Genomic DNA, 25,043 nt, shown 5'->3' on the forward strand with positions numbered 1-25,043 from the left:
CTTTTGCCATTTCCCTCAACCGCGATACAATACGATTGTATATCCGCTGAGAAAGGAATGTCATGCCCGAACCTGATGACCTGCTGGCCGGCATCGAAGCGCTGGAGCAAAAGCTACAACTGGCGCGCGACTCGATCACCCGCCGCTTCATCGGCCAGGAACGGGTTGTGGACCTGACGCTGGCCACCCTGCTGTGCGGCGGCCATGGGCTGCTGGTCGGGCTGCCCGGCCTGGGCAAGACCCGGCTGGTGGAAACCCTATCGACCGTGATGGGGTTGGATGGCAAACGGGTGCAGTTCACCCCCGATCTGATGCCCGCCGATATTCTCGGCTCGGAGGTGCTGGACACCGCCGCAGATGGCACCCGGGCCTTTCGCTTTCTGCCGGGTCCGGTGTTTTGCCAGCTGCTGATGGCGGATGAAATAAACCGGGCCAGCCCGCGCACCCAATCAGCGCTGCTGCAGGCGATGCAGGAACGCCAGGTCACCGTTGCCGGTGCTGACCGGCCGCTGGGCCAGCCGTTTCACGTGCTGGCCACCCAGAATCCGATCGAACAGGAAGGCACCTACCCGCTGCCCGAAGCGCAGCTGGACCGCTTTATGCTGCAGATCGACGTGCCCTACCCAACCCGCGATACCGAACGCGACATCCTGCTGGCCACCACGGGAAACAGCGAAGACAGCGCCCATGCGGTCTTTAGCGCCGCCGAGCTTGTTGCGGCCCAAACCCTGCTGCGGCGCATGCCCGTGGGCGACGCCGTGGTAGAGCTGATCCTGGATCTGGTGCGCGCCTTCCGCCCCAGTGAACCCGATGTATCTCAGCAGGTGGCGCAAACCGTGGCCTGGGGGCCCGGCCCCCGCGCCGCGCAGGCGCTGATGCTGGCGGTGCGCGCCCGCGCCCTGCTGCACAGCCGTCTTGCGCCAAACGCCGAGGATGTGCTCGACATGGCGCTGCCGGTGCTTAGCCATCGCATGCAGCTCAGCTTTGCGGCACGGGCGCGCGGTGACAGCCTTGCGGATCTGATCAGCGAAACCGCCGCCGACCTGAACAAAAGCGGGATCGCCGCATGAGCCAGACCGCCGCCCCTCAGGAGGCCGCAAATGCCCCCGCCAGACTGCGCAGCGCCGCCGAAAGCGCCGCCAGCGCCCTGCCGCCGCTCTTGGTGCAGGCGCAGCAACTGGCCGGGTCAGTGCTCAGCGGTGACCACGGGCGGCGGCGGGCCGGCATGGGTGATGATTTCTGGCAATATCGTCCGTTGCAACAGGGCGACAGCCGCCGGATGGTCGATCACCGTCGATCCGCGCGCGGGGATGTGCAATTTGTTCGTGAACGCGAATTGCAGATTGCCCAGACGGTCTATCTCTGGGTTGATGCGGGGGCCTCTATGCGCTTTGCCTCCTCGCCTGAACAGCCGCGCAAGATCGACCGCGCCTGCCTGATTGGCCTGGCCCTGTCTATTCTGATGCTGCGGGGCGGTGAACGGGTCGGGCTGACCGGTGGCAGCCTGCCGCCGCGTCGCGGCACCCTGCAAAGCCTGCGTCTGGCAGAGGCGCTCAGCACTGCCCAAGACAGCCCCAAAGCCCCCTCTGTGCAGGTTGCAGACTATGCACCACCCGAGGACCGCGCCATGGCTCCGCAGGCCCGCGCCCTGTTCATTTCAGATTTTCTCGGCCCCTTTGCGCCGCTGGAACGCGCCCTGTCCAAGGCGGCGGATCGCGGCGTTCACGGGGTCTTGCTGCAGGTGCTGGACCCGGCGGAAGAGCAGTTTCCCTATGCTGGCCGCACCCGGTTCGAAAGCGTCGGCGGGGCGCTCAGCCATGAAACCCTGAAGGCAGATGCCCTGCGCCATAGCTATCTGGCGCGGCTGGCCGAACGGCGCGATGCGCTGGATCAGCTGTGCCGCACCACCGGCTGGCGCCTGGGGCTGCACCACAGCAATGACCCCGCCCTTGCCGCCCTTATGTGGCTTTATCATGCGATGGATCGAGGCCAGCCATGACATCAATTGCCGGCCTTGGCTTTGCCGCGCCCTGGTTGCTGCTGGGGCTGCTGGCGCTGCCCATTCTGTGGATCCTGCTGCGGGCGGTACCGCCTGCACCAAAGAAACGGGTCTTTCCGGCAGTGATCCTGCTGCTGGGCCTGTCGGACCGCGACAGCCAGTCTGACCGCACCCCCTGGTGGCTCTTGGTGCTGCGGCTCTTGGCCGTGGCGGCGGCGATCCTGGGCTTTGCCGGGCCTGTGCTGAACCCAACCCGCGAGACGGCAGGGTCCGGGCCTTTGGTCGTCGTGGTCGATGCCTCCTGGGCGGGGGCCGCGCATTGGGCCCAGACCCGCAAGCAGATCGCCACCCGGCTTGAAGATGCCGGGCGCGCCAATCGCCCCGTGGCCCTATTGCAGCTAAGCGCACCGCAGGCGCTTCAGTTTCAGGCCGCCAGCACCTGGCAAAGCCAACTGGCTGGCCTGCACCCCCAACCCTGGCAGCCCGGCCCGGCGCAGATCCAGGCAACACTGGACCATTTGAACAACAGCGATATGGACTTTGACAGCCTCTGGTTCAGTGATGGGCTGGCCTATTCGGAGCAGGAAAGCATCACAACCGCGCTGGCCGCTCGGGGCGCGGTCACCGTGGTCTCTTCGGGGTTGCCGGTGCTGGGGTTGCTGCCGCCCGAAGCACAAGACGGCGCCCTGGAAATTTCCGCCCTGCGCAGCCATGCGGGCCCCAATATCAACACCCCGACCGAGATAGTGGTGCAGGCCCGTGGCCGTGACCCCGGCGGCACCCAGCGCACCCTGGCACAGGTTGGCCTGTCCTTTGCACCCGACGCGCTGCTGGCAAGCACCCGGCTGACCCTGCCCGCCGAACTGCGCGCCCGCATTGAACGCTTTGAAATCACCGGCCAGCGGTCTGCCGGTGCCGTCAGCCTGAGCGATGATCGCCTGCGGCGGCGTGAGGTGGCCCTGATTGCCGCCGGCGCTGCGGATGAAGGGCTGGCGCTGCTCTCGCAGCTGCACTACCTGCGCCAGGCCCTGGCCCCCACCGCTGACCTGCTGGAGGGCAGCCTGAGCGAGATCCTGCCCGCCAACCCTGATGTTATCGTGTTGGCCGATGTGGCGCGCCTCTCGCCACAGATCAACGACGCGCTGATCGCCTGGGTCGAGGGGGGCGGCTTGCTGCTGCGCTTTGCCGGGCCGCGTCTGGCCAGCAGCGACACCGCCCGCAAGGATGAAGAAACCCTCATGCCGGTGCGGCTGCGCATTGGCGGGCGCAGCATCGGCGGCGCCATGAGCTGGGGGGAACCCAAGACCCTGGCCCCCTTTGCCGCAGGTTCTCCCTTCTTTGGCCTGACCATCCCCGAAGAGGTTTCTGTTTCATCCCAGGTGGTGGCCCAACCCGACCCGAGCCTGGCTGATCGCGTCATCGCTGCGCTGGAGGATGGCACCCCCTTGGTCACCCGCAAGCCACTGGGACAGGGGCAGGTGGTGCTGTTCCATGTCACCGCAAATGCGGAATGGAGCAGCCTGCCGCTTTCGGGTCTCTTTGTGCGCATGCTGGAACGACTGGCGGTCTCTTCCGCTGCCAAACCACCAGAGGCCACCAGCCTGGAGGGCACCACCTGGCGGCCCGTCACGGTGCTGGATGGCTATGGCCGTCGGGCCGAGGCAGGCACCCTGCCCGGTGTATCCGGCCCTGATCTGATCACCGCCGAGGCCGGGCCTGGGCTGCGCCCTGGTCTCTATCAAAGCGATAGCCGCAGTCTGGCCCGCAACACCCTGCGCCAGGGCGATAGCCTGCCCCCGGCGCGCTGGGGGGCTGGGATCAGCCTTGCCGGCTATGACAGCACCCCGGAACGTCCGCTGGCGGGGCTTTTGTTGGGGCTGGCGCTGCTGCTGTTGAGCCTGGATGTGCTGGCAACCCTGCAGATCAGCGGCCTTTTGCGACGCGCTTCCGGGGTGGGCATGATCGCCGGAGCTGGATTGATTGGGGCTGGTCTGCTGATTGCTGGCCTGATCCCCGCCCCCGCGCAGGCGCAGGTTCAGGCCCAAGTTCCAGTGCAAACCCCCGCAGGCTCTGGTCAGGATACCATTGGAAACACAGACCCAAACGCCGGTCAGGACATCCCCGCAGATCATGTCACCCGCGCTGCTGAGCTGACCCTGGCGCATGTTCTCACGGGCGATGCCACAACCGACCGTATCGCCCTGGCCGGGCTGCGTGGCCTGTCGGACACCCTGTATTTTCGCACCTCGGTGGAACCCGCACTGCCGGTCAGCATTGATCTGGAACGCGACGATCTTGCGCTCTATCCGCTGCTGTACTGGCCGGTGATCCCGGAACAAGCGCTGCCCTCGGCAGCGGCCTATGCGCGGCTCAATGCCTATCTGCGCTCTGGCGGCATGATCCTGTTCGACACCCGCGATGCAGCGCTGGCCAGCGGCCGCCCAACCAATGGGGCGGTCAGCGCCGCCGCACGCCGGTTGCAGCAACTGGCCCTGCCGCTGGATATCCCGCCGCTGGAGCCGCTGCCATCCGATCATGTGCTGACCCGGGCCTTTTACCTGTTGCAGGATTTTCCCGGCCGCCATCCGCGCGGCCCGCTTTGGGTTGAGGCGGCACCTGCCGATGCAGTGCAGGTCGAAGGCATCCCCTTTCGCGACCTCAACGATGGGGTGACGCCGGTGGTAATTGGCGGCAATGACTGGGCTGCGGCCTGGGCGGTGGATCGCGACGGCAGGCCCTTGTTGCCAGTCGGGCGTGGCTATTCCGGCGAACGCCAGCGCGAACTGGCCTTTCGCTTTGGGGTCAATCTGGTGATGCATGTGCTCACCGGGAATTACAAATCAGACCAGGTGCATGTGCCAGCCCTGCTGGAACGGCTGGGACAATAGGGGCAGATGCGATGACACAGGTTTTGCTCTTTGATCCACTGCTGCCCTGGCCGGTGCTCTGGGCACTGATGGCGCTGGCTGTGGCCTGCATTGCGCTGGCGCTATGGCGCCGGTTGCCCGGCTGGGGGCTGCGTGGGCTAGCAGCGCTGTGCCTGCTGGCGGCGCTGATGGGGCCAGTGGCGCAGCAAGAAAACCGCGCAGACCTGAAGGATATCGTGCTGGTGGCGGTGGACAATACCGCCAGCCAGCATCTGTCAGACCGGCAGGCCCAGCTGGCAACCGCCCGCGCCGGGCTGGAGCAGCAGCTGGCTGCGCGACCCAATACCGAAACCCGCTGGATCGACCTCCCCGATGGCGCAGCGGACAGTGGCACCGCGCTGATGCAGGCGCTGTCACGGGCGCTCGCGGATGAGCCACAGGGCCGTGTGGCTGGCATTATCGCGCTGTCAGACGGGCTGGTGCATGATGCCGATCAGCCGGTTGATCTGCCCGCGCCGATGCATCTGCTGCTGACCGGACGGCAGGGCGACTGGGATCGCCGCCTGGTGCTGCGCCAGGCACCCGCCTTTGCCATTATCGGCGAACCTGTCACCCTGACCCTGCGGATCGAGGATCAAGGCGCCGCGCCGCCAGATCAAGGCCAGGCCCCGGTGGAAATTTCCATAAACGGTGGCCCGGTGCAGAGCTTTGTCCTGCCGCTGGGGGTGGATTTCGACCTGCCCCTGACCCTGCCACATGGCGGGCGCAACGTGATCCGCTTTGCCACGCCGCAGGCAGAGGGCGAACTGACTGACCGCAACAATGCCGCCCTGGTGCAGATCAATGGCGTGCGTGACCGGCTGCGGGTCCTGCTGGTCTCGGGAGAGCCCCATGCAGGCGGGCGCACCTGGCGCAATCTGCTGAAATCCGACAGCTCGGTTGATCTGGTGCATTTCACCATCCTGCGCCCGCCAGAAAAGCAGGACGGGGTGCCAGTGGATGAACTGTCACTGATCGCCTTTCCCACCCGCGAATTGTTTCTGGAAAAGATCGAGGATTTTGATCTGATCATCTTTGATCGCTACAAACGGCGCGGCATTCTGCCGGCGCTCTATCTTGATAACGTGGCCAACTATGTGGAACAGGGCGGTGCTGTTCTGGTGGCGGCGGGGCCGGATTTTGCCAGCGCTGATTCGATCTATCGCTCGCCCCTGTCGCGGGTGCTGCCTGCCGCCCCCACCGCGCGGGTGCTGGAACAGCCCTACCGCCCCCGGATCACCGATCTTGGCCATCGCCACCCCGTCACCGCCGGCCTGGAACAGGCTCATCGAACCATCGCCACATCCACCAATACCGGCCCCGATGACGGCCCCAGCTGGGGCAGCTGGCTGCGCCAGATCGAACTGTCTTCGCCGCAGGGACATGTGCTGATGCAGGGCCTCGGCCCCCGGCCGCTGCTGGTGCTTGACCGGGTTGGGGCCGGACGGGTGGCGCTCCTGGCCTCGGACCATGCCTGGCTCTGGAGTCGCGGCTATCAAGGTGGCGGGCCACAGCTGGAACTGCTGCGCCGCCTTGCCCATTGGATGATGAAGGAACCGGAACTGGAGGAAGAGATGCTCTGGGCGGAAAGCACCGGCCAGAGCATGCAGATTTTCCGCCGCCGCATGCAGGGCGCAGCCGGGCCGCTGGTGATCACCGCCCCCGATGGGCAAGAGACCACCCTGACCATGCAGCAACGCGCCCCCGGCCTGTGGGAGGCAACCCATACCGGCAGCATGCCGGGCCTCTACCGCTTGCGCGAAGGCGAGGCCAGCGCGGTTGTCGGCCTTGGCCCTGCGACGCCGCGCGAATTCCAGCAGAACATCGCCACCGATACAGTCCTGGCCCCGGTGCTGGCCCCGCTACGCGGCGGCAGCCTGCGCCTGGAAGAGGGGCTGCCAAGGCTGCGCGACGTAAAGCCGGGCCGCCCCGCCGCCGGGCGCAACTGGATAGGCCTGACCCCCCGCGCCGCGCATGAAACCCTATCTGTCTCGCAAACAGCGCTTTTGCCGGCTTGGCTGGGGCTGCTGCTGGCGGCTGCCTTCATACTGGCTGGCTGGCTGCGCGAAGGTCGTCGCTAGTAGGGGCGGCGGGCCAAACGGCAGGCGCACAGGTGTACGGGCAGGCAGACGGGCAGGCAAAGAGGCACCACAAACAACCGGCACAGCGATCAGCCTCAGAGGCCAGGCGCGTCGATCTCCACCCCGGCACGGGCGCTTTGGCCCGCGCTATCGACCACCACCAGGCTGGAAAACCCCTGTCCGGGATTGGGCACTTCGAATTCGCGCCGCCGCTGACCCTTGGTCAGGACCCGACCATCCGCCAGCAGGGCAAAGGGGGCCAGGCCGCCGCGCAGTTTCACCACCAACGGGCCGCCCTCCAGCGCCAGATGGGCACCATCCGGCGGGAACAGCAGTTGCGGCGCATCCGCTGCCGCATCAAAAACCGCATCGCGGGGGCGAAACCGGCGCAGCGGCAGCGGCAGCTCCGCCGCCCCGACCAACAGCGTCGCCGCAGGCGGCGGGGCAAAGGGCGTCATCTCGGGTTTAAGACGGCCAAAGGCCTCGAACAGCAATGGGGCGGCCAGATCGCCGCCAAAGGCCCCCGGTACCGGGGTGCCATCCGCCCGCCCCAGCCAGACCCCGATCACATGCCGCCCATCCCAGCCAATGGCCCAGGCATCCCGGTGGCCATAGGAGGTGCCGGTTTTATAGGCCAGCACCCCAGCCCGCGCCCCCGCTGGCGGTGCCAGCCCGCACAGGATATCGCCCAAATGCCAGGCAGCCTCCTCGGACAGCAGCCGGGGCAACGGGCGGCGGGTAACGGTCTGATCACTGCGCAGGGCAACCCCCTGCCCCCCCGCCGCAATCCCCGCATAGACCTGCACCAGATCCTGCAGTGAGGTGCCGATGCCGCCCAGGCTGATGGCCAATCCGGGCTTGTCACTGGCGGGCAATTGTGGCTGCGCCCCTCCCTGCCGCAACCGGGCCAGTAGCTTCGCCGGGCCGATCTCTCGGGTCAGGCGAACCACCGGGATATTCAACGACAGTTGCAACGCCTGACGCACACGGATATCGCCGCGAAAGGCCCCATCAAAATTCTGCGGCGCATAGCCGTCAAAATCAATCGGGCCATCATGGATCAGGCTTTCGGGATGCACCAGACCGGCCTCAAACGCCATGCCATAGACAAGCGGCTTCAGGGTGGATCCCGGCGAGCGCAGCGCCTGGGTCATATCGACAAAGCCCTGCCGCGCGCTGTCGGCATAGGCGGGGGAGCCCACCGAGGCGATGATCTCTCCGGTCTGGTGATCCACCGCCAGCAGCGCCGCCGAGATCCGCGCGCCCGCACGGGTCGCAGCCTCTGCCACCAACTGTTCCATCTTGGCCTGGACTTCCCCTTCCAGGGTCAGCGTTAGCCGTGCCGCCCCCGGTCGCGCCGCCAGCAGCCGGTCCGACAGATGTGGCGCCAGACGCGGAAAGGGCTGCATGACAGAGGGCAGCGGGGCCTGGCTTGCCATGGCAACCTCGGCTCCTGTCAGCAATCCCGCCTGCGCCAACCGATCCAGCACCCGATCACGCGCCGCCTGCGCCGCCACCGGCGCACGATCCGGGCGGCGACGTTCTGGCGATTGTGGCAGGGCAATCAGCAGCGCCGCCTGCGAGGGTGTCAGTCGATTGGGCGCGCGACCAAACCAGGCATAGCTGGCAGCGCGGATACCTTCGAGATTGCCGCCATAGGGCGCATGGGTGAGGTAAAGCGCCAGGATCTGATCCTTGGACAGGTGCCGCTCCAGTGCCAGTGCCAGGCGCATCTGGCGGATCTTGCCCGCCCAGGCCCCCGTGGTGCCATCCTCCAGCAGCCGCGCCAGCTGCATCGTCAAGGTAGATCCGCCCGACACGGTGCGCCCGTGCCACAGCGCCTGCCCCAGCGCCCGCAGCAGGGCCTGCGGATCCACCCCCGCGTGGGACTGGAACCGCCGGTCCTCATAGGTGGTGAGCATCGCAATAAAGCGCGGATCGACCTGTTCCAGCTGCGGTGCCATCCGCCAGATGCCGGTCCCCACGGGATAGACCCGCAGCAGATCCCCCTTGCGGTCCAGCACCTCTGTCGAGGTTTCCGCCAGGGTGACCGGCAGCGCCGTATCCGCCACCCAGCGGTCCAGCCCCCGCAGCCCGGCCGATGCCAGGGCCAGCAGCAGCGCCAGGGCAAAGCCCCGGTACCACAGCCGCGAAGCCCCCCCGGCCTGCGACCCGGCAGATGCGCCCTGGGTCACCGGATCTCAACCGATCCGGCAGCGGTATGGGCGCGATAGGCCGGGCGGTACATGTCTTCGACCTGCGCCGCCGGATGGTGGAACCGCCCCGGCGTCACCGCCCGGCTGATATAGGCCAGCGTCACCGGCTTGCTGCCGGACAGATCCACCGCCGCCAGAAAGCGATCACTGCGGAATTCCGCGTGCTCGGCCACGGACAGTTGCAACCACTCCAGATCGCGCAGATCGCCCGAGCGCAGCAGGTTGGGATTGTCGATTTCCACCCCGGCGGGCAGCGGATCATTCACCATCAGCCGCGCGCCAGTCGTTTCATGCGGCGTGACCTGCAGCACGGTGACAAAGCGATCGCCAACCGCAAACTCCGTACCGGCCAGCTTCTGCCCGTCCAGGCTGTAGTGACTGCGCTGGATGGTATAGCCATAGCCCCCCGCTGCGGGCGCCACCTCTGGCACGCCAAGCGTGGTCAGGGTCAGATCCGCCGCCGCGCCACTGGCGCTGGAAATTGCCAGATCCAGCCCCAGCTGATCGCCGCTCACCCGCACAAAGGGGCCTTTGCTTGGTTGGCCATTGACCAGAATGCCTGACTCCTCTGGCGATTTGATCAGCGCATGCGCCGCCAGCAGGGTCCAGGCAGATTCCTGCGTTGATCTGCGGTCGGTTGTTGCCGTCACCAGCTGGGTCAGCCGTTCCAGCGGCAGGGCGTCGGACCTGGCCTCGACCACCAATGCCAGCACGCCAGCCGCATCGCGGCGCTGGGTGCCATAATCGGCGCGCCAAACCGGGCGTTCCGCCCCGGCCTGTTCCAGCAACGCGCCCGCACGGGCAAACATCCGGTCCGCCCGGCGCTGATCGCCGTAAGCCGCCAGCGCCGCCCCCAACTGCGCCGCCGCGAGAGGCGTGGCAAAATCATTTGCCTTTACGTCGGCATAATAGCGCAGATCGCCCATCGCAGCGGCCCCTTCACGGGCCAGAACCAGCAGCGCATAGGCCACATCTTCGCCGCCTCCGTCAAAATCAGAGGCATAGTTGATCCGGTTGCGCAGGTTGTCCATGGCCCGCACAAAGGCCTTTTCGGGCACGGTATGCCCCTGTGCCCGCGCCCGCGACAGGAAGTCAGACGCATATGCATCAAGCCAGAAATCACCACTTTCGGCCCGCCAGAGGCCAAAGGCGCCATTGCCGGCCTGGCGGGTCAGCACCCGCTGAATTGCCGCCTGAATGCGCGCATCCACCTGCGGCCCTTGCCCCAGGCCCAGCGACTGCGCCACCGAAGACAGATAGAGCAGCGGCAGCGCCTTGGAGGTCACCTGCTCGGTGCAGCCGTAGGGGTATTGATCCAGACTTTGCAGCAGACCGGGCACGTCAAACCGGGCCAGCGGCCCCGCCGAGAGCACGGCGCTGGTGGTGCCCGGGTTCAGCCCGGCAAAGACATCCGGCGTCAGCTGGAACGTCCCGCCCTTTTGCAGGCTGAAACGGCGGGTGGTCGCCACAACCGGATCATTGGCCCGCACCGGCAGGCGCAGAACTTGGCTCAGCTGTTTGCCCGCAGGCGTCACCAGCGACAACACCAGTTCCGGATCACCAACAGCCGTGGCGGTGACCGGCAATTCCAGCACCGCCTTGCCCTTTTCTTCCAACACTACCGAAGCGGGCAGCGTTCCAAGGGACAGGCCGCTGCCAAGGCTCTGTACGCTTAGCTGCATTTCACCCGCCGGGCCGTCGGCATGCACCATTTCGATCCGCACCCGGCTTTGATCTCCCGGCGCAAGAAAGCGCGGCAGGGTCGCGGTCACAACCACCGGGTCGCGCACCAGCATATCGGCTTCGGCCTGGCCAACCGCCGTTTTGGACCAGGCCACAGCCATCAGCCGCACGGTACCGTTAAAGGCCGGCAGATCCATCGGAAAATCCACCGATCCACTTTCATCCACCTGAACTGCGCCGGAAAAGAAGGCCACCAGATCCTGGGTGGGCGGCGGCGACTGCATCTGCAGGCCACGGTTCGCATCACCACCGGATCGCAACTGCCCAAAGGCCCCGTTGCCCGGATCAATCAACCGTCCGTAAAGGTCGCGCAGCTCCATCCCGAGGCGGCGCTGGCCGTGATAGTACCCGCTTGGGTCTGGCGATTTGAATCCGGTGAGGTTCAGAATACCCAGATCCACCGCCGCCACCGTCAGCCAGACCTGCGCCCCGGGTGCGGCCCCGGTCACGGCAATGCGCGCCGTTTCCGTGCTGCGGGGGCGCGCCAGTTCCGGAGCCTCGACGCTGACCCGCAGCTCTTGTCCCGGTTGGGTCACCTTGGCATGCACCAGCCCCAGCGCTCGTGTCGGGGTCCGGCTGGCCCGCCCGCTCAGCGGTTGCAGCATCGTCGCGGTCACATAGGCACCACTCCCCCAGTCCTGCGTCACGTTCAGCGGGATCACCACTTCACCGGCCTCGACCTCTACGGCCTGGCGTTCGATGACCCGGTTCGACAGTACCGATATCAGCGCCGTGCCGCTGCTTTGCGGCAGCAGCCGCAGCCGGGCAGTATCGCCGGGGCTATAGCTATCGCGATCCAGCGACACCTCCAGTCGGTCCGGCGTTGCCGAAGCATCGGCCGGGGCGTACCAGCCGGCATAGAAATCCAGCGAAGCGGCGACATAGTCCCCATCCAGCCGCTCCACCACCAATTCATACTGGCCCCAATCGGTTGGGGTCGACAGCACAAAGGGGGTCTCGCCCAGCGTGGCTTCGCCTGTGGCGATGCTCTTGCGGCGGGTGCTGGGTTCCCAGTTCCAATTGCCATAGAGCTGATACCAGTGATAGCGGGTCTCGATCCGGTTCAGGCTCCATTTCACCCGCATCGGCATCGGCTGGCGGCTGGGCGACAGCGCCACCAGTTCAAAGCCGGCTTCGGTGCCCTCGGCGACCACATCCTCAAACAGCGGCCTGATGCCGAGGATCGGCCCCTCGGGGCTGACCGGCAGATCCAGACTGCGTTCCACCGGGCGGCCCGATCCATCAGTCAGCCGGGTGGTCAGCGAGGCCTCAAGCGGGCGGCCTGCGGCCTCGATCTCGGGCAGGGCCACGGTGATCCGGGCCGCGCCTGCCGCATCGGTGCTTTCATCGCCAAAATAGTTGCGTTGGCTGTCGCGCGGCGCGTCATGACGGCCAAAGCGATAGCCGGGCCAGCCTTCCAGACGGTCAACCGGACGCAGACGCAGATCGCCGTCGATGGCCAGGTCAGCGCCGGGGGCGCCAAACAGATACCGCGCCTTGATGTCGATCTGCGCGGCCTCGCCCTGGCGCAGAAGATCGGCATTGGCGACGCTTTGTTCAAAATCGATGCGTTCCGGCATGAAATCTTCGACCAGGATCTGGCGCGTGGCCAGGGCCGGGGCCTTTAGGTCGCTTTTGATATCCAGCCGCCAGGTGCCCCGCGGCGCGCTTGGACCCACGGGCAGGGCAAAGACATGACCGCCCATCTTGCCGCCGCTCGACAGATGGCGGCTGTATTCCACCCCATCTGGACGGGTCAAAATAGCGCTGAGCGGCAGGCCTTCGATCGCATGGGCGGTGCTGTCACGGGTCAGCGCAGTGACATGGATCACCTCTCCGGCGCGATACGCGCCGCGATCCGTGGCCAGAAAGACATCCACCGGGCCAGGGGCCGGGCGGCCCTCGACGCCGCGATCGGACAGATCAAAGGCCGCATCTTTCAGTGACAGAAAGGCAAAATCCTCGCCCGCCTCTGTGTCATCAGAGCCAGGTACACGGGCCAGAACCATGGCCGGGGCAGCCCCACCACGCCCGCGCGCCAGACCAGGCGCAAAATGCGCATAGCCTGTTGCGTCACTGGTGGTTTTACCCAGCACTGCATTGGCGTTGGAAATCAACGTGACCTCAACCCCGGCCCGCGGCTTGGCATCCGACAGCCCCTGCACCTGCACATGCAGCCCATCGCTGCCAGACAGAGAGCTAAGCCCCAGATCCGTCAGAACAAACCACTGGGTGGCGCCGGGGTTGTCATAGGGGTCGGCACCCTTGATACTGGCCGAAAGCGCGTAGATGCCAACTGGTTGCCCGCTTATTGCTTCGGCCAGGGGCAGCCGGGTGGTCATATCCTGGTTCAGTTCATTCTGCAGAACTGCGGTGCCGCGCCAGATCTCTTCGGCGATATCGCTGGCAAAATGTTCTTCCTGCCACTGCGACAGCGGGCGGCCAAAATAGCCATCCTGAATGCTGCGCAGCAGGTTGCGGTCACTCATCCGGCGCAGGCGCAGATCGACCTCATCCAGATTGACCGTTTCAATCGGCAGCGCCGCCTGATCTGTCTTGGCCAGCACATAGGCGCGCCCGGGGAAACGCACCGCCGGGCTGCGGTCACCAATATAATGGGTCAGGTCTACATCTTTGAGCAGCGCCTCGCCATTCGCCGCAGGCAGCCCCCGGCGCAGGGTCAGGCTGTAGCGCGTCCCATGCTCCAGACCTTCGAGGCAAAGCTCCTGCCCCTGGGCAGTGGCCACGACACCGGGCCTTGGCAGTTTGACATAATCCTCATAGGAAACCCCACTAAGCAGCAGGGGTTCCGAGAATTCAACACAGAGCCGCGGATTGGCACTGTCGCTATGCACCCGGCTGTCGGTGACGTGAAAGCCGTATTTTGCGATTGAGCGATCAAGCAGCCCGGCGATATCCTGGCGCGGAGAGCGGGCCTGTGCCAGGCGCAGCACCGGCAGCATGTCCCGCCCCCGGCCCAGTTTTTCCAGCGCCAGCGCGGCGGCAACCAGCCCATTGGCCTGCACCGCATTTGAAGGCGCGCGCAAAAAAGCGTTCAACCCGGAGGCCAGCGCCTGATTGCGCAGTTCCTGTTGGCCCCGGCTTTTGTCCCCGCTGTAGCGCAGCAATACGGCGGAATATTCTGCCCATAGCCCAGCCTCATCACTGAGCGCCACCGCCTGCGCCAGCCAGCGCAACGCGCCCTTGTCATTGCCATTGCGGGCCTGGATCTGCCCGGCAATCACCATGTCCTCAAGGGTGGCGCCTTCGGCGGCATGACGCAGGCCGATCTCTTTCGCCTGGCGATAGGCCAGCTGCAAATCCGATTCGCGCAGGAAGGCCAGATCCTTGGCGCGGCTCTCGCCCTGGGCCAGCATCTGTGGGGATTGGGCACGCTTCAGCGCAGAAACCGCCCCGACAAAGGGCGTGGCCGTCTGCATATTCTGCTTTGGGAAACAGGCATTGGCCCGCGTATTATAGGAAAATCCAGCGCAGCTGTCCTGGGCAGAGCAGGCCCGTTCGCAGGCGGCAAGGTCAGTATCAAACAGCGCCTGAAGGTCCGATCCGTAATAATCCGTATCCATAAAGGCCTGATAGCGCAGCGGCGGAATAGCTGGGTCTGCCGTGGCACGCTGGGGCAGGCCAGCGACCGTCGCCGCAAACGCCAGCACGACCAGCGCGCAGCTGGACCCTTTGACCTGCCCTGCCAAAGCAGCGGCGACTTTGGCAGCAACCCGATGCGCCCAAACAATAAAAAACGTGGTTCGTGTAAAAAATTGAACTGACATGACGCTCTCCCAAATCGCTACAAGGCTGACACGGGCTTAACGTCATAGCAAGATGTTCACGCGTAAGACTAGTTACCAGACATTTGATTATTGCTGAACCGTTGCCCCCTATGGGGATTCTAACTGTTGTTATTTTGATGGAGCTCGCAGGGATGAGCCTTGCTGACAAGATCACAGAAGAGCGCCGCGCCAGACTGGCCGCGGAACGACTGCTTGAGCTCAAGCAGGCTGAACTCTCGGCTGCGAATCGCAAACTGGGCCGTCATGCACTGGCGCTGACCAAGCAGATCGGCGTCAGCCAAGCCGAAGTGGCAACGGTGCGGGATGAAAATGCCAAGGTCAAATCCGACCTCAGCATGGCCAATGAAAAGATCGAAACTGCAGAACGCAGGCTCTGGCATTCGATCCAGGCTTTTCAGGATGGCTTTGCCTTTTTCAACGCAGACAGCCAGCTGATTGGTGCCAATACTGCCTATCTCAACATCTTTGATGGGCTGGAAGAGGTCTCTCCAGGGGTTTCGTACATGCGGATCCTGCAAATTCTGACCGATGAAGGCCTGGTCAATACCGGCAAGCTGAAGCCAGACGCCTGGCGCGCCATGATGGGCGACCGCTGGCTGTCGATCTCGCCCGACCCCATTATCATCCAGCTGTGGGACGACCGCTATCTGCGCCTTATTGACCAACGCGGCCATGGCGGCGACGTGGTGAGCCTGGCACTCGATATCACCTCTTCGGTGCATTACGAGGAAGAGCTGCGCAACGCCCGCGAACGGGCCGAGGCGGCCAACCGCGCCAAATCAGCCTTCCTCGCCAATATGTCACATGAAATCCGCACCCCGATGAACGGCGTTGTCGGCATGGCAGAACTGCTGAACGACACCGCCCTGAACGAAGAACAACAGCTCTACGCCAAGACCATCCAGAACTCGGGTGAGGCGCTCTTGGTGATCATCAACGACGTGCTGGACTATTCCAAAATCGAGGCCGACAAGCTTGTCCTGCACACGGAAGCCTTTGATCTGGAGCGCTGCATCCACGAAATCGTCATGCTGTTGCAGCCCACCGCGCGCGACAAGGGTCTGTCGATGCTGGTGGATTACGACCTGTTTCTGCCCACCCAGTTCATTGGCGATCCGGGGCGGATCCGTCAGGTATTGACCAATCTGGCAGGCAATGCGGTGAAATTCACCAAATCAGGCCATGTCACCCTGCGCGTCACCGGGGTTTCCGACCCGGAAGAAGGCGTCTGCTCGGTGCATTGCATGATTGAAGACACCGGCATCGGCATCCCGGAGGACAAGATCGATCACGTCTTTGGTGAGTTCAACCAGGTCGAGGATGAGAGCAATCGCAAGTTCGAAGGCACCGGTCTGGGGCTGGCCATCTCGCGGCGGTTGATCGAATTGATGGAGGGCGAAATCTGGGTCGAAAGCGACGAGGGCAAAGGATCCTGCTTTGGTTTCCGCATTCCGCTGCCCACCGTCGGGCTAACCCATAGCCCCGCCCCCAATCTGCCCAAAAGTCTGCAACATATTCTGCTGGTGGACGATTCGGCGCTCAATACTGAAATTCTGCAGCGACAATTGATGTTGCTGGGGATTGAAGTCACCGCAGCAAGGAACGTTTCAGAGGCAGGGGCAAAGATGCACGATGGCATCGACATCGTCATTGGCGATCACACCCTCTCCGGCGATGGGGGGCTGGCGCTTCCCCGGCAGCTGCGCGAGCAGGGGTGGCAGGATGTGCCCATTGTGATGCTCTGCTCCAATCTGCACGAATACCCCACTAGCGACATAGAGGAGCTCTCTCTGGATCTGCTGCCAAGGCCGACGCCGCGCGACGCGCTGTTTGCCAAGCTTGCGACCCTGGGCAATTCCCTGCTGGATAGACAAACCGCTGCCGATGCCATCACCAGGCCCCAGGCCCCAGACGCCAACGGCAACGCCGTACCAGAGTTGATCACACTGGAAGACGGGACCGCAGAGGCCGAACCAGAACCACTGACCCTGGAACAGGCCTATGCCGCAGATAATGCAGCAGCCAAACAGCTTCCCCTGCCCCCGCAAGAGATGCAGGCGCGGCAGATGCGCATTCTGGCCGCCGAAGACAACAAGACCAACCAGTTGGTCTTTCGCAAGATGGTCAAAGATCTCAACATCGAACTACAGTTTGCCAACAATGGCCTAGAGGCGCTTGAACAGTATCAAAGCTTTGAACCTGATCTGATCTTCATGGATATTTCCATGCCGCAGATGGACGGCAAAGAGGCCACCAAGCGCATCCGTCAGCTAGAGATGCTGACCGGTCGTCACGTGCCCATCGTGGCCTTGACGGCGCATGCCATGAACGGAGATTCCGAAGGCATCCTTGCCGCTGGGCTGGATCACTATCTGACCAAACCCCTGCGCAAGGCGGTCATTCTGGACCGTATTCTGCAACACGCCACGACCGATTTCCAACCCGTCAAAGTAACCACCGCCGCCTAGGATCAGGCCTCTGGCTTGCGTAGGAAAACCGGTTTTTGCGGCTCGGACAGCTCTGGCTGATAGCAATAGCCACCGGCATCAAATCCCTGCAGGGCCTCGGCCTCGCAGAGCCGGTGCTGAATCACGTAGCGCGCCATCGCCCCGCGGGCACGTTTGGCGTAGAAGCTGACAATCTTTGGCGTGCCGTTTTTCAGCTCCATGAAGACCGGCGTCACCACCTGCAATTTCAGCGCCTTCAGATCGACGGCACCAAAATATTCCTGGCTGGCGCAGTTGACCAGAACCTGCGCGCCGATCTGCTCGGCCTGGGCGTTCAGCGCCTCGGCGATCTGGCTGCCCCAGTATTCATACAGGTTCTTGCCGCGCGGGGTTTTCAGCCGCGATCCCATCTCCAGCCGGTAGGGCTGCAAACCGTCCAGCGGCCGCAGCAGGCCATAAAGCCCGGACAGAATACGGAAGTGATCCTGTGCCCAGGCCATTTCTTCGGGCTCCAGCGAAGCCGCTTCCAGCCCCTGATAGGTATCGCCGGCAAAGGCCAGCGCGGCAGGGCGCAGGTCTTTGGCCTGCGGATCTGCGGCAAAGTCGCGGAACCGGTCATAGTTCAGCTTGGCCAGATCCTCGCTGATATGCATCAGCTTCATCAGCTCTGGCGCAGACAGACCACGCGCCACGGCATTCAGAGCGATGGCATCATTCTGAAAAGCAGGAAAGGTCATCTCCTGTTCCCGCTCTGTCCAATCCAGCTTTTTGGCCGGGGATACCACTACCAGCATCGCGCGCTCCTTTTGTTGCCGCTTTGTTTCCGTGATCAGACTTAGTCAGTCTGGCGCAGAACGTCCAGAAAGGCGGGCAAGAATCTCTCTGCCCGGCGGTCGCCAAGCAGGATTGCGATGCCGCGTTCATCCGTCGCGCGCATCTGCGCCACCTTGGCCAGCAACTGCGCCGGGCAGCTCAGCGGTTTGAGGGTGCCACAGGTGCCACGGGTCAATTGCGCCTGCACCGCCATCAGCGCGTCATATGTACTGCCTGCCCCCGCCCGCATGGCCAGCTTGCGCCTTGCGGGGTGCAGCTGCTCCACCGCGCCGGTGATGACTTGCAGAAACTCCGCCCCGTAGCGCTCAAGCTTCTTGGCCCCCACCCCACCAATCCGGGCCATCTGATCCAGGGTTTCCGGGCGGGCTTCGGCCATTTCGATCAGGGTCTTGTCGTTGAACACCACATAGGCGGGCACTTTCTGCGCCTCGGCCAGGGCGCGACGCTTAGCCTTCAACGCCGACAGAAGCGGCGCATCCTCTTCCGAGACCAGCATCTTGACTGCAGGGCGGCGTTCCGCCGATTTGATGGTATCGCGGCGCAGCGAGATCTGCGCGTCGCCTTTCAGCACCGGCAGGGCGGCCTCGGTCATGCGCAGGGCGCCGTGGCGTTCGGGGTCGGGGCGCACCAGGTCATGGCCCATCATTTGACGGAACACCGCCTGCCACTGGCGTTTGCTGTATTCTTTGCCGCAGCCAAAGACCGATAGATCATCATGGCCTTTTTCGCGCACCCGGTCAGTTTCATTGCCAAACAGAATGTCGATAAGATGGCCCGCGCCATAGGTTTCATTGGTGCGCAAAATAGCCGACAGCGCCTTGCGCACCGCCGTCGTGCCGTCGAACACATCTACCGGGCTATCGCAGAGATCGCAGTTGCCACATGGCTCTGACGCTTCTTCAAAATACTTCAGCAAGCTTTGGCGGCGGCAGGTCAGGGCCTCGGCCAGCCCCAGCAGTGCATTGAGCCGCCCATGATCTGCGGCGCGACGCTCAGCCGGTGCGAGACCTTCGTCGATCTGGCTGCGCCGCAGGCGGATGTCATCCGATCCAAACAGCGTCAGCGTTTCAGCAGGCGCCCCATCACGACCAGCCCGGCCAATTTCCTGATAATAGGATTCAATGCTTTTGGGCAGATCCGCATGGGCGACCCAGCGGATGTCCGGCTTATCAATGCCCATGCCAAAGGCCACGGTGGCCACCACGATCAGACCATCTTCGCGGGCAAACCGTGTTTCCACATCGCGGCGCTCCCCGGCCTCCATACCGCCATGATAGTGGCAGGCGGCGTGACCGGCATCGCGCAGGGCGCGGGCCAGGTCTTCGGTCTTGGCGCGGGTGCCGCAGTAGACAATGCCAGACTGCCCTTTGCGGGCCCCTGCAAACTCCATGATCTGACGCCGTGGACCATCCTTGGCGGCAAAGGCCAGATGAATATTGGGCCGGTCAAAGCCACGCAGAAAGCTGCGCGGGACATGGCCGTCAAACAGCTTGCGCACGATCTCTTCGCGGGTTTCTGAATCGGCGGTGGCGGTAAAGGCAGCCAGGGGCACGTCCAGCGCCTGACGCAGTTCCCCGATGCGCAGATAATCGGGGCGAAAATCATGGCCCCATTGGCTGACGCAATGGGCCTCATCCACCGCGATGAGGCTGACATTGATGCGATGCAACATGCTGAGGGTCGACCCCGAGGCCAGACGTTCGGGCGCCATATACAACAGCTTCAGCTCGCCCGCCTCGATGGCCTGCCAGACGGCTTCGGTCTCTTCCTCGGTATTGCCAGAGGTCAGCGCCCCTGCATTGACGCCAACCGCCTGCAGGGCGCGCACTTGGTCACGCATCAGGGCAATCAGCGGCGAGATCACCACGGTTATGCCCGCCCGTTGCAGCGCGGGCAGCTGGAAGCACAGCGATTTACCGCCACCGGTGGGCATGATCGCCAGCACGTTCTCGCCGCGCGTCACCGCATCGACGATCTCTTCCTGACCGGGGCGAAAGGCATCAAAGCCAAAGATATCGCGCAATAGCGGAGTGACAGAGGCCTCTGTCTCGGGGGTCGCTGGCGCGGCTGTCATGAAGTGGGACCTCGTTGGGGGCGGCTGCTCTGATTTAGGCGCTACAATCCCACAGGTCGATTCGGGCGGCAAGCGAAAGGGGCAAAGCTTTACGCTTCACCCCTACACATTTAATCGGCTTCGCCCGCTGAAATTGCATTCGGCGGCGGTTTGATCGCGCCTAGTAGAAGGCCATCATATTATTCTGAATGATGATGCGCAGCGCATAGACCGCGATCAGCACCACCAGCGGCGCCAGATCAATGCCGCTCATATTGGGCAGAATGCGGCGCACCGGGGCATAAAGCGGTTCAAGAATGCGTTGCAGCATGTACCAGATCTGCCCAACCAGCTGCTGTTGCAGGTTCAGCACCTGGAAATTGATCAGCCAGCTCATGATCACATGGGCAATGATAAAGAACCAGACAATGTCCAGGACCAGCAGCAAAATTTGGAACAGCGAGAGCATCATTTACCTCTTTCAAATATCAAGTCCCTAGGTAAGCAGCCCGGCCCCCATGTGCAAGGCTTCCACGAGGTTGCGGTTGACCATTGGTTAAACGGTGGCACCAGGGGCACATGCCAAGAAACAGCGACGCCCGACTGGAGTGATGCCTGGCGCGCGGCGGACGCGCAACGCCCCCGACCGCCGATGCAAGATGGGCTTGCCTAGCGGCCCCCACCCCTGTCTTATCGCCACAGAAAAACAGGTGGGGACAGGATGAGCAATATTTCGGCGCGCAAGCGCATTTGGGGCTGGTGGTTCTTTGACTGGGCCAGCCAGCCCTATCACACGCTGCTGGTGACCTTTGTCTTTGGCCCTTTCTTTGCCGCTGTCGCCGCAAATTACTACATGGGGGAAGGCCTGGACCCCGAAGCCGCCAGCGCCCAGGCCCAGACCATGTGGTCGCGCGGGCTGACCATTACCGGATTGCTCATCGGTTTTGGCGCGCCTTTCATTGGCGCAATGGCCGATATTTCCGGGCACAAGCGACCCTGGCTCTTGGGGTTTTCGCTGATGTATGTTGTCGGTGCCGGGGCGATCTGGTTCATGGATCCGGGCGGTGCCAATCTTTGGACAATGCTGATCTGCTTTGGCCTTGGCTTTATCGGCGCGGAATTCGCCCTGATCTTTGCCAATTCGCAACTGCCCAGCCTTGGCGATAAAGACGACGTCGGGGCGATCTCTGGGTCCGGTTTTGCCTTTGGCTATCTGGGCGGCGTGCTTGCGCTGTTCATCATGCTGCTGCTGTTTGTGGAACAGGGAACAGGCAAGACCCTGATCGGGCTGGATCCCATTCTGGGACTGAACGCCGAAAGCCGCGAGGGCACCCGCGCAGTGGGGCCCTTCACTGCGTTGTGGTTCATCGTCTTCATGGTGCCCTATTTTCTCTGGGTCAAGGATGATGCCCGCACGGGCGAGCGCGGCACCCTGCGCCAGGCCATCGGGCTGGTGGTCACCTCGGTCAAGGCGCTGCGCCAGCGGCCCAGCCTGATGCGGTATCTGGGGTCTTCGATGCTGTACCGGGACGCGCTGAACGGACTGTATAGTTTTGGTGGTGTCTATGCCGCCTTGGTGCTGGGCTGGGAAATCACGCTGATCGGAGTTTTCGGCGTCATCTCGGCTGTTGCGGCGGCCCTCTTCAGCTGGGTCGGCGGCTTTGCTGACAAGCGGCTTGGCCCCAAGCCGGTCATCGTGGGGTCGATTCTGGTGCTGACCCTAGTCTGCATCATCGTGGTCAACATGTCGCGTGAGACACTGTTTGGCGTGCCTCTTGCCCCTGGCTCTAGCCTGCCCGATGCGATTTTCTTTGGCTGCGGCATGTTGATCGGCGGTTTCGGCGGAATCTTGCAGGCCGCCAGCCGCAGCCTGATGGTGCGCCATACCAATCCTGCCAAGGCAACAGAGAGCTTTGGACTATACGGTCTATCCGGTCGGGCGACCGCCTTTTTGGCACCGCTCCTGATTGGGGTTGCCACAACCCTGACAGGTAGCGCACGATTGGGTATTACCCCGGTGGTCTTTCTGTTCATCCTTGGATTGATCCTATTGCACCGGGTCGAGGCAAGAGGAGACCAGTTTTGAAAAAACTGATAGCGAGTATTTGTGTTGTGTTTGCGCTGGCAGTACCGGCCAGCGCCGCCACCCCGGCCAAGCAGCTGTTTGGGGCCAAGGATACCGGCTCTCGCCAGGCAGCGGCGCCGCATGGGTCCTATGCCAAGGGCTGCGTTGCTGGTGCCGTGCAACTGCCGGAAACCGGCCCCACCTGGCAGGCCATGCGGCTGAGCAGAAATCGCAACTGGGGCCATCCTGAAACCATTGATTTCATAGAAAAGCTGAGCCGTATTGCCGCCCGTCAGCCGGGCTGGAACGGCCTGTATATCGGCGATATCAGCCAGCCCCGCGGCGGTCCGATGACCTCAGGGCATCGCAGCCATCAGGTTGGGCTGGATATTGATATCTGGATGCGCCCGGCGGACCGGCTGAATTATAGCCGCTCGCAGCGCGAAAAGCTCTCTTCCATTTCCATGCGTCGCAACAACGGGGCCTATGTGAATTCCGACTGGACCCGCGCCCACCACGAGATCATCAAGGCCGCCGCCCAGGACAAGCGGGTGGCGCGGATTTTCGTCTTCCCCGGTGCCAAGGTGCAGATGTGCAAGGATGCCAAGGGGGATCGGCGCTGGCTGCGCAAAATTCGCCCCTGGTGGGGACATCACTATCATTTCCATGTCCGGCTGGCCTGCCCAAGGGGCGCACGCGGCTGCGTCGATCAGGATCGCCCGCCACGTGGCGACGGCTGCGAGGCCGCGCAGCGCTGGGTCAATGACATTTTGAACCCTCCCCCACCAAAACCGGTTGACCCCAACGCCCCAGCGCCTAAGCCTCGGCGCGACTACACCCTATCGGATTTACCCAGACAATGCGCAGCCGTTCTGCAATCAGACTAAAAGCTGAATTCCCGAGAGTCGGCAGGCGAAGCCATGCAGAACGGGCCTGCGCAGACTGGGTGTGTGCAAACTGCGCCGCAGCAGACACGGCCCATACAAAACGGACCAACACGCTGTGAACCTCGGCAAACCCCGTATGGCCGCTAGATCGCGCCGCAGCCTGCTCATCTGTCTGCTGCTGGCCAGCGGTCTGGCGGCGGTTGCGGCCTATGCCGCAAACCGTCCCCGCCCGCGCCACGAGACCGCCCAATTCGCCGGGCGCTACATTTGGCAGGAAAGCCAAAGCTGGTTTGGCGGATTTTCAGGGATCAATGTTTCGGCAGATGGCAGCGCGATGACGGTGCTCAGCGATCGTGCCCGGTTGGTCCGCGCCGATATCCAGCGCGACAGGGGCACGATTTCCAAGGTCCAGCTGCGCAGTTCCCAGCAGTTGCGCACCTCCACCGGGCGTACCCTGTTTGGCCGCGTCATGGACAGCGAAGGCCTGGCGATTTCCGCCGATGGCACAGTCTACATCTCTTTCGAGGGGGTGCCACGGGTGGCTTATCAGCGGGCCGACAGCGCCCGCGCGCAGGTGTTGCCGCGCCCCGATGCCTTTGACGCGATGCCCCTGAACAAGGCGCTGGAGGCCCTGGCGGTTGATGCGCAGGGGCGGCTGTACACCCTGCCGGAAAATGCCCCGAATGCTGCTGGCGATATACCTGTCTGGCGCTGGAATGGCCACCGTTGGAGCCAGCCTTTTGCGCTGCCACGCCGGGACGGCTTTCTCCCTGTAGGGGCGGATTTTGGCCCGGATGGCCGGTTTTACCTGCTTGAGCGCAGCTTTATGCTGATCGGCTTTCGCAGTCGGCTGCGTCGTTGGGACATCACCGCACAGGGGCCGCAGAACGAGGTCACATTGTTCCAAAGCGCGCTTGGCGCCTACGACAATCTCGAAGGACTATCGGTCTGGCGCGACGCCGCAGACCGGCTGCGGGCCACCATGGTGTCGGATGACAATTTCCGCAGCCTGCAGCGCACCGAACTGGTAGAGTTTTTCCTGCCCGAATAGGGCCTGTCCCCTCCGGTATCGCCGCCTCTTCCTTTTGCCCGCCCGCCACCGGGCGCGGCCGCACCGGGCACCGCGCGGTGCCCGGCCCAACGGGAGAGGCACAGTCTTTGACTGTGTGGAGCCGGGCGGGAGCCCCGCCTGTGTTCTGGCTGTTGTCATCGCTGCCGTCACGCCACCACCTGCCACACAGGGGCAAAAGGCTTGCCAAATGGCCTGCACAGCGATAAACGGGCGCGTCTTTCGCAGATCCTGCGGAACAAGTCGCCGCGACCTTGTATAAAAAACGGAACTGAAAAATGAACCGCTCTCATCTTCCTGGTATTCTTGCCATGGCGGCCACTGTCGTGGCCTCGAATATCCTGGTGCAATTCCTGTTTGGCCAATGGCTGACCTGGGGGGCCTTCACCTATCCCATTGCCTTTTTGATCACCGATGTGATGAACCGCGTCTATGGCAGCGCTGCTGCGCGCCGCGTGGTGCTGGTCGGCTTTGTCACCGGGGTGGCCTGCTCGCTCATCGGCACCCAGATCATTGGTGAATTTGGCCCCCTGGTCACCCTGCGCATCGCACTTGGGTCTGGCCTGGCCTTCCTCACCGCGCAGCTGCTGGATGTCTCGATCTTTGCCGCCCTGCGCGACGGAAAATGGTGGCGGGCGCCGCTGGCCTCGACCCTGATTGGCTCTGTGGTGGATACGGCGCTGTTCTTCACCATAGCCTTTTCCGGTGCGCTGGCCTGGATTGAACCTGGCAATGACACCTCCTGGGCGCAAGATATGCTGCCGCTGCTGGGCCTTGGCCCCCTGGTGCCGCTTTGGGTATCGCTGGCGCTGGCTGACTGGCTGGTCAAGCTGGGCCTGGCGCTGCTGGCGCTGATCCCCTTCCGCTTTCTGGTGACCCGGCTGACAGCCACGCCAGCCCGCTAAGGCAGCACCACGCCGCAATACAACAGTTC

The 25,043-nt window shown here is 63.8% G+C and carries 14 protein-coding genes; 9 read left to right on the forward strand and 5 right to left on the reverse strand.

Annotation, left to right across the window (positions count from 1 at the left end):
• Positions 1–62 precede the first annotated feature (62 nt).
• From ACN0VH_RS16125 to ACN0VH_RS16140, 4 genes are read left to right on the forward strand one after another with little or no spacing between them, the layout of a single operon-like run.
• Positions 63–1,070: an AAA family ATPase gene (locus tag ACN0VH_RS16125; protein ID WP_278923914.1), complete on the forward strand. Its 1,008-nt coding sequence runs from the start codon at positions 63–65 to the stop codon at positions 1,068–1,070.
• Complete coding sequence (locus ACN0VH_RS16130) at positions 1,067–1,999, forward strand: DUF58 domain-containing protein (RefSeq protein WP_278923913.1); 933 nt, start codon at positions 1,067–1,069, stop codon at positions 1,997–1,999. Before ACN0VH_RS16125 ends, ACN0VH_RS16130 begins: the two co-directional genes overlap by 4 nt.
• Complete coding sequence (locus ACN0VH_RS16135) at positions 1,996–4,887, forward strand: DUF4159 domain-containing protein (protein ID WP_278923912.1); 2,892 nt, start codon at positions 1,996–1,998, stop codon at positions 4,885–4,887. The genes ACN0VH_RS16130 and ACN0VH_RS16135 overlap by 4 nt, the downstream gene beginning before the upstream one ends.
• A gap of 11 nt (positions 4,888–4,898) precedes the next feature.
• The gene (locus tag ACN0VH_RS16140; protein WP_278923911.1) at positions 4,899–6,986 is read left to right on the forward strand and encodes a hypothetical protein; all 2,088 of its coding nucleotides are present in this window, start codon (positions 4,899–4,901) and stop codon (positions 6,984–6,986) included.
• A 95-nt stretch (positions 6,987–7,081) separates the two neighbouring features.
• Here ACN0VH_RS16140 and pbpC read toward each other — a convergent pair whose 3' ends face one another.
• On the reverse strand, positions 7,082–9,133 hold the full coding sequence (pbpC, locus tag ACN0VH_RS16145; protein WP_417701347.1) for a penicillin-binding protein 1C: 2,052 nt from the start codon (positions 9,131–9,133) through the stop codon (positions 7,082–7,084).
• 44 nt (positions 9,134–9,177) lie between these two features.
• Positions 9,178–14,733 carry an alpha-2-macroglobulin family protein gene (locus ACN0VH_RS16150; RefSeq protein ID WP_490362988.1) on the reverse strand — a complete coding sequence of 1,852 codons (5,556 nt, stop codon included), beginning with the start codon at positions 14,731–14,733 and terminating at the stop codon, positions 9,178–9,180.
• Positions 14,734–14,885: 152 nt separating this feature from the next.
• Between ACN0VH_RS16150 and ACN0VH_RS16155 the strand changes: the two genes are divergently transcribed.
• Complete coding sequence (locus ACN0VH_RS16155) at positions 14,886–17,222, forward strand: response regulator (protein WP_417701260.1); 2,337 nt, start codon at positions 14,886–14,888, stop codon at positions 17,220–17,222.
• 2 nt (positions 17,223–17,224) lie between these two features.
• Here the strand turns inward: ACN0VH_RS16155 and yaaA are convergent, their stop codons facing one another.
• The 3 genes from yaaA to ACN0VH_RS16170 form a co-directional block, all read right to left on the reverse strand.
• Positions 17,225–17,995 (reverse strand): peroxide stress protein YaaA, encoded by a 771-nt coding sequence (gene yaaA / locus ACN0VH_RS16160; RefSeq protein ID WP_417701262.1) that lies wholly within the window; start codon positions 17,993–17,995, stop codon positions 17,225–17,227.
• A gap of 41 nt (positions 17,996–18,036) precedes the next feature.
• Complete coding sequence (gene recQ, locus ACN0VH_RS16165; protein WP_417701264.1) at positions 18,037–20,109, reverse strand: DNA helicase RecQ; 2,073 nt, start codon at positions 20,107–20,109, stop codon at positions 18,037–18,039.
• A 160-nt stretch (positions 20,110–20,269) separates the two neighbouring features.
• Positions 20,270–20,557 (reverse strand): YggT family protein, encoded by a 288-nt coding sequence (locus ACN0VH_RS16170; RefSeq protein WP_278923971.1) that lies wholly within the window; start codon positions 20,555–20,557, stop codon positions 20,270–20,272.
• Between the two features lie 252 nt (positions 20,558–20,809).
• Here ACN0VH_RS16170 and ACN0VH_RS16175 point away from each other — a divergent pair, with 252 nt between their 5' ends.
• The 4 genes from ACN0VH_RS16175 to ACN0VH_RS16190 all read left to right on the forward strand — a co-directional run bounded on the left by ACN0VH_RS16175 (position 20,810) and on the right by ACN0VH_RS16190 (position 25,014).
• Positions 20,810–22,174: an MFS transporter gene (locus ACN0VH_RS16175; protein WP_278923907.1), complete on the forward strand. Its 1,365-nt coding sequence runs from the start codon at positions 20,810–20,812 to the stop codon at positions 22,172–22,174.
• Positions 22,175–22,179: 5 nt separating this feature from the next.
• Entirely contained in the window at positions 22,180–23,040 is an 861-nt protein-coding gene (gene mepA / locus ACN0VH_RS16180) for a penicillin-insensitive murein endopeptidase (RefSeq protein ID WP_278923970.1), read from the forward strand.
• A gap of 136 nt (positions 23,041–23,176) precedes the next feature.
• The gene (locus tag ACN0VH_RS16185; RefSeq protein WP_417701267.1) at positions 23,177–24,091 is read left to right on the forward strand and encodes an esterase-like activity of phytase family protein; all 915 of its coding nucleotides are present in this window, start codon (positions 23,177–23,179) and stop codon (positions 24,089–24,091) included.
• A 296-nt stretch (positions 24,092–24,387) separates the two neighbouring features.
• On the forward strand, positions 24,388–25,014 hold the full coding sequence (locus ACN0VH_RS16190; RefSeq protein ID WP_278923905.1) for a queuosine precursor transporter: 627 nt from the start codon (positions 24,388–24,390) through the stop codon (positions 25,012–25,014).
• Positions 25,015–25,043: the final 29 nt, after the last annotated feature.

The organism is Pseudophaeobacter sp. (genome assembly GCF_048267565.1).
GTDB classification, from domain to species: domain Bacteria; phylum Pseudomonadota; class Alphaproteobacteria; order Rhodobacterales; family Rhodobacteraceae; genus Pseudophaeobacter; species Pseudophaeobacter profundi.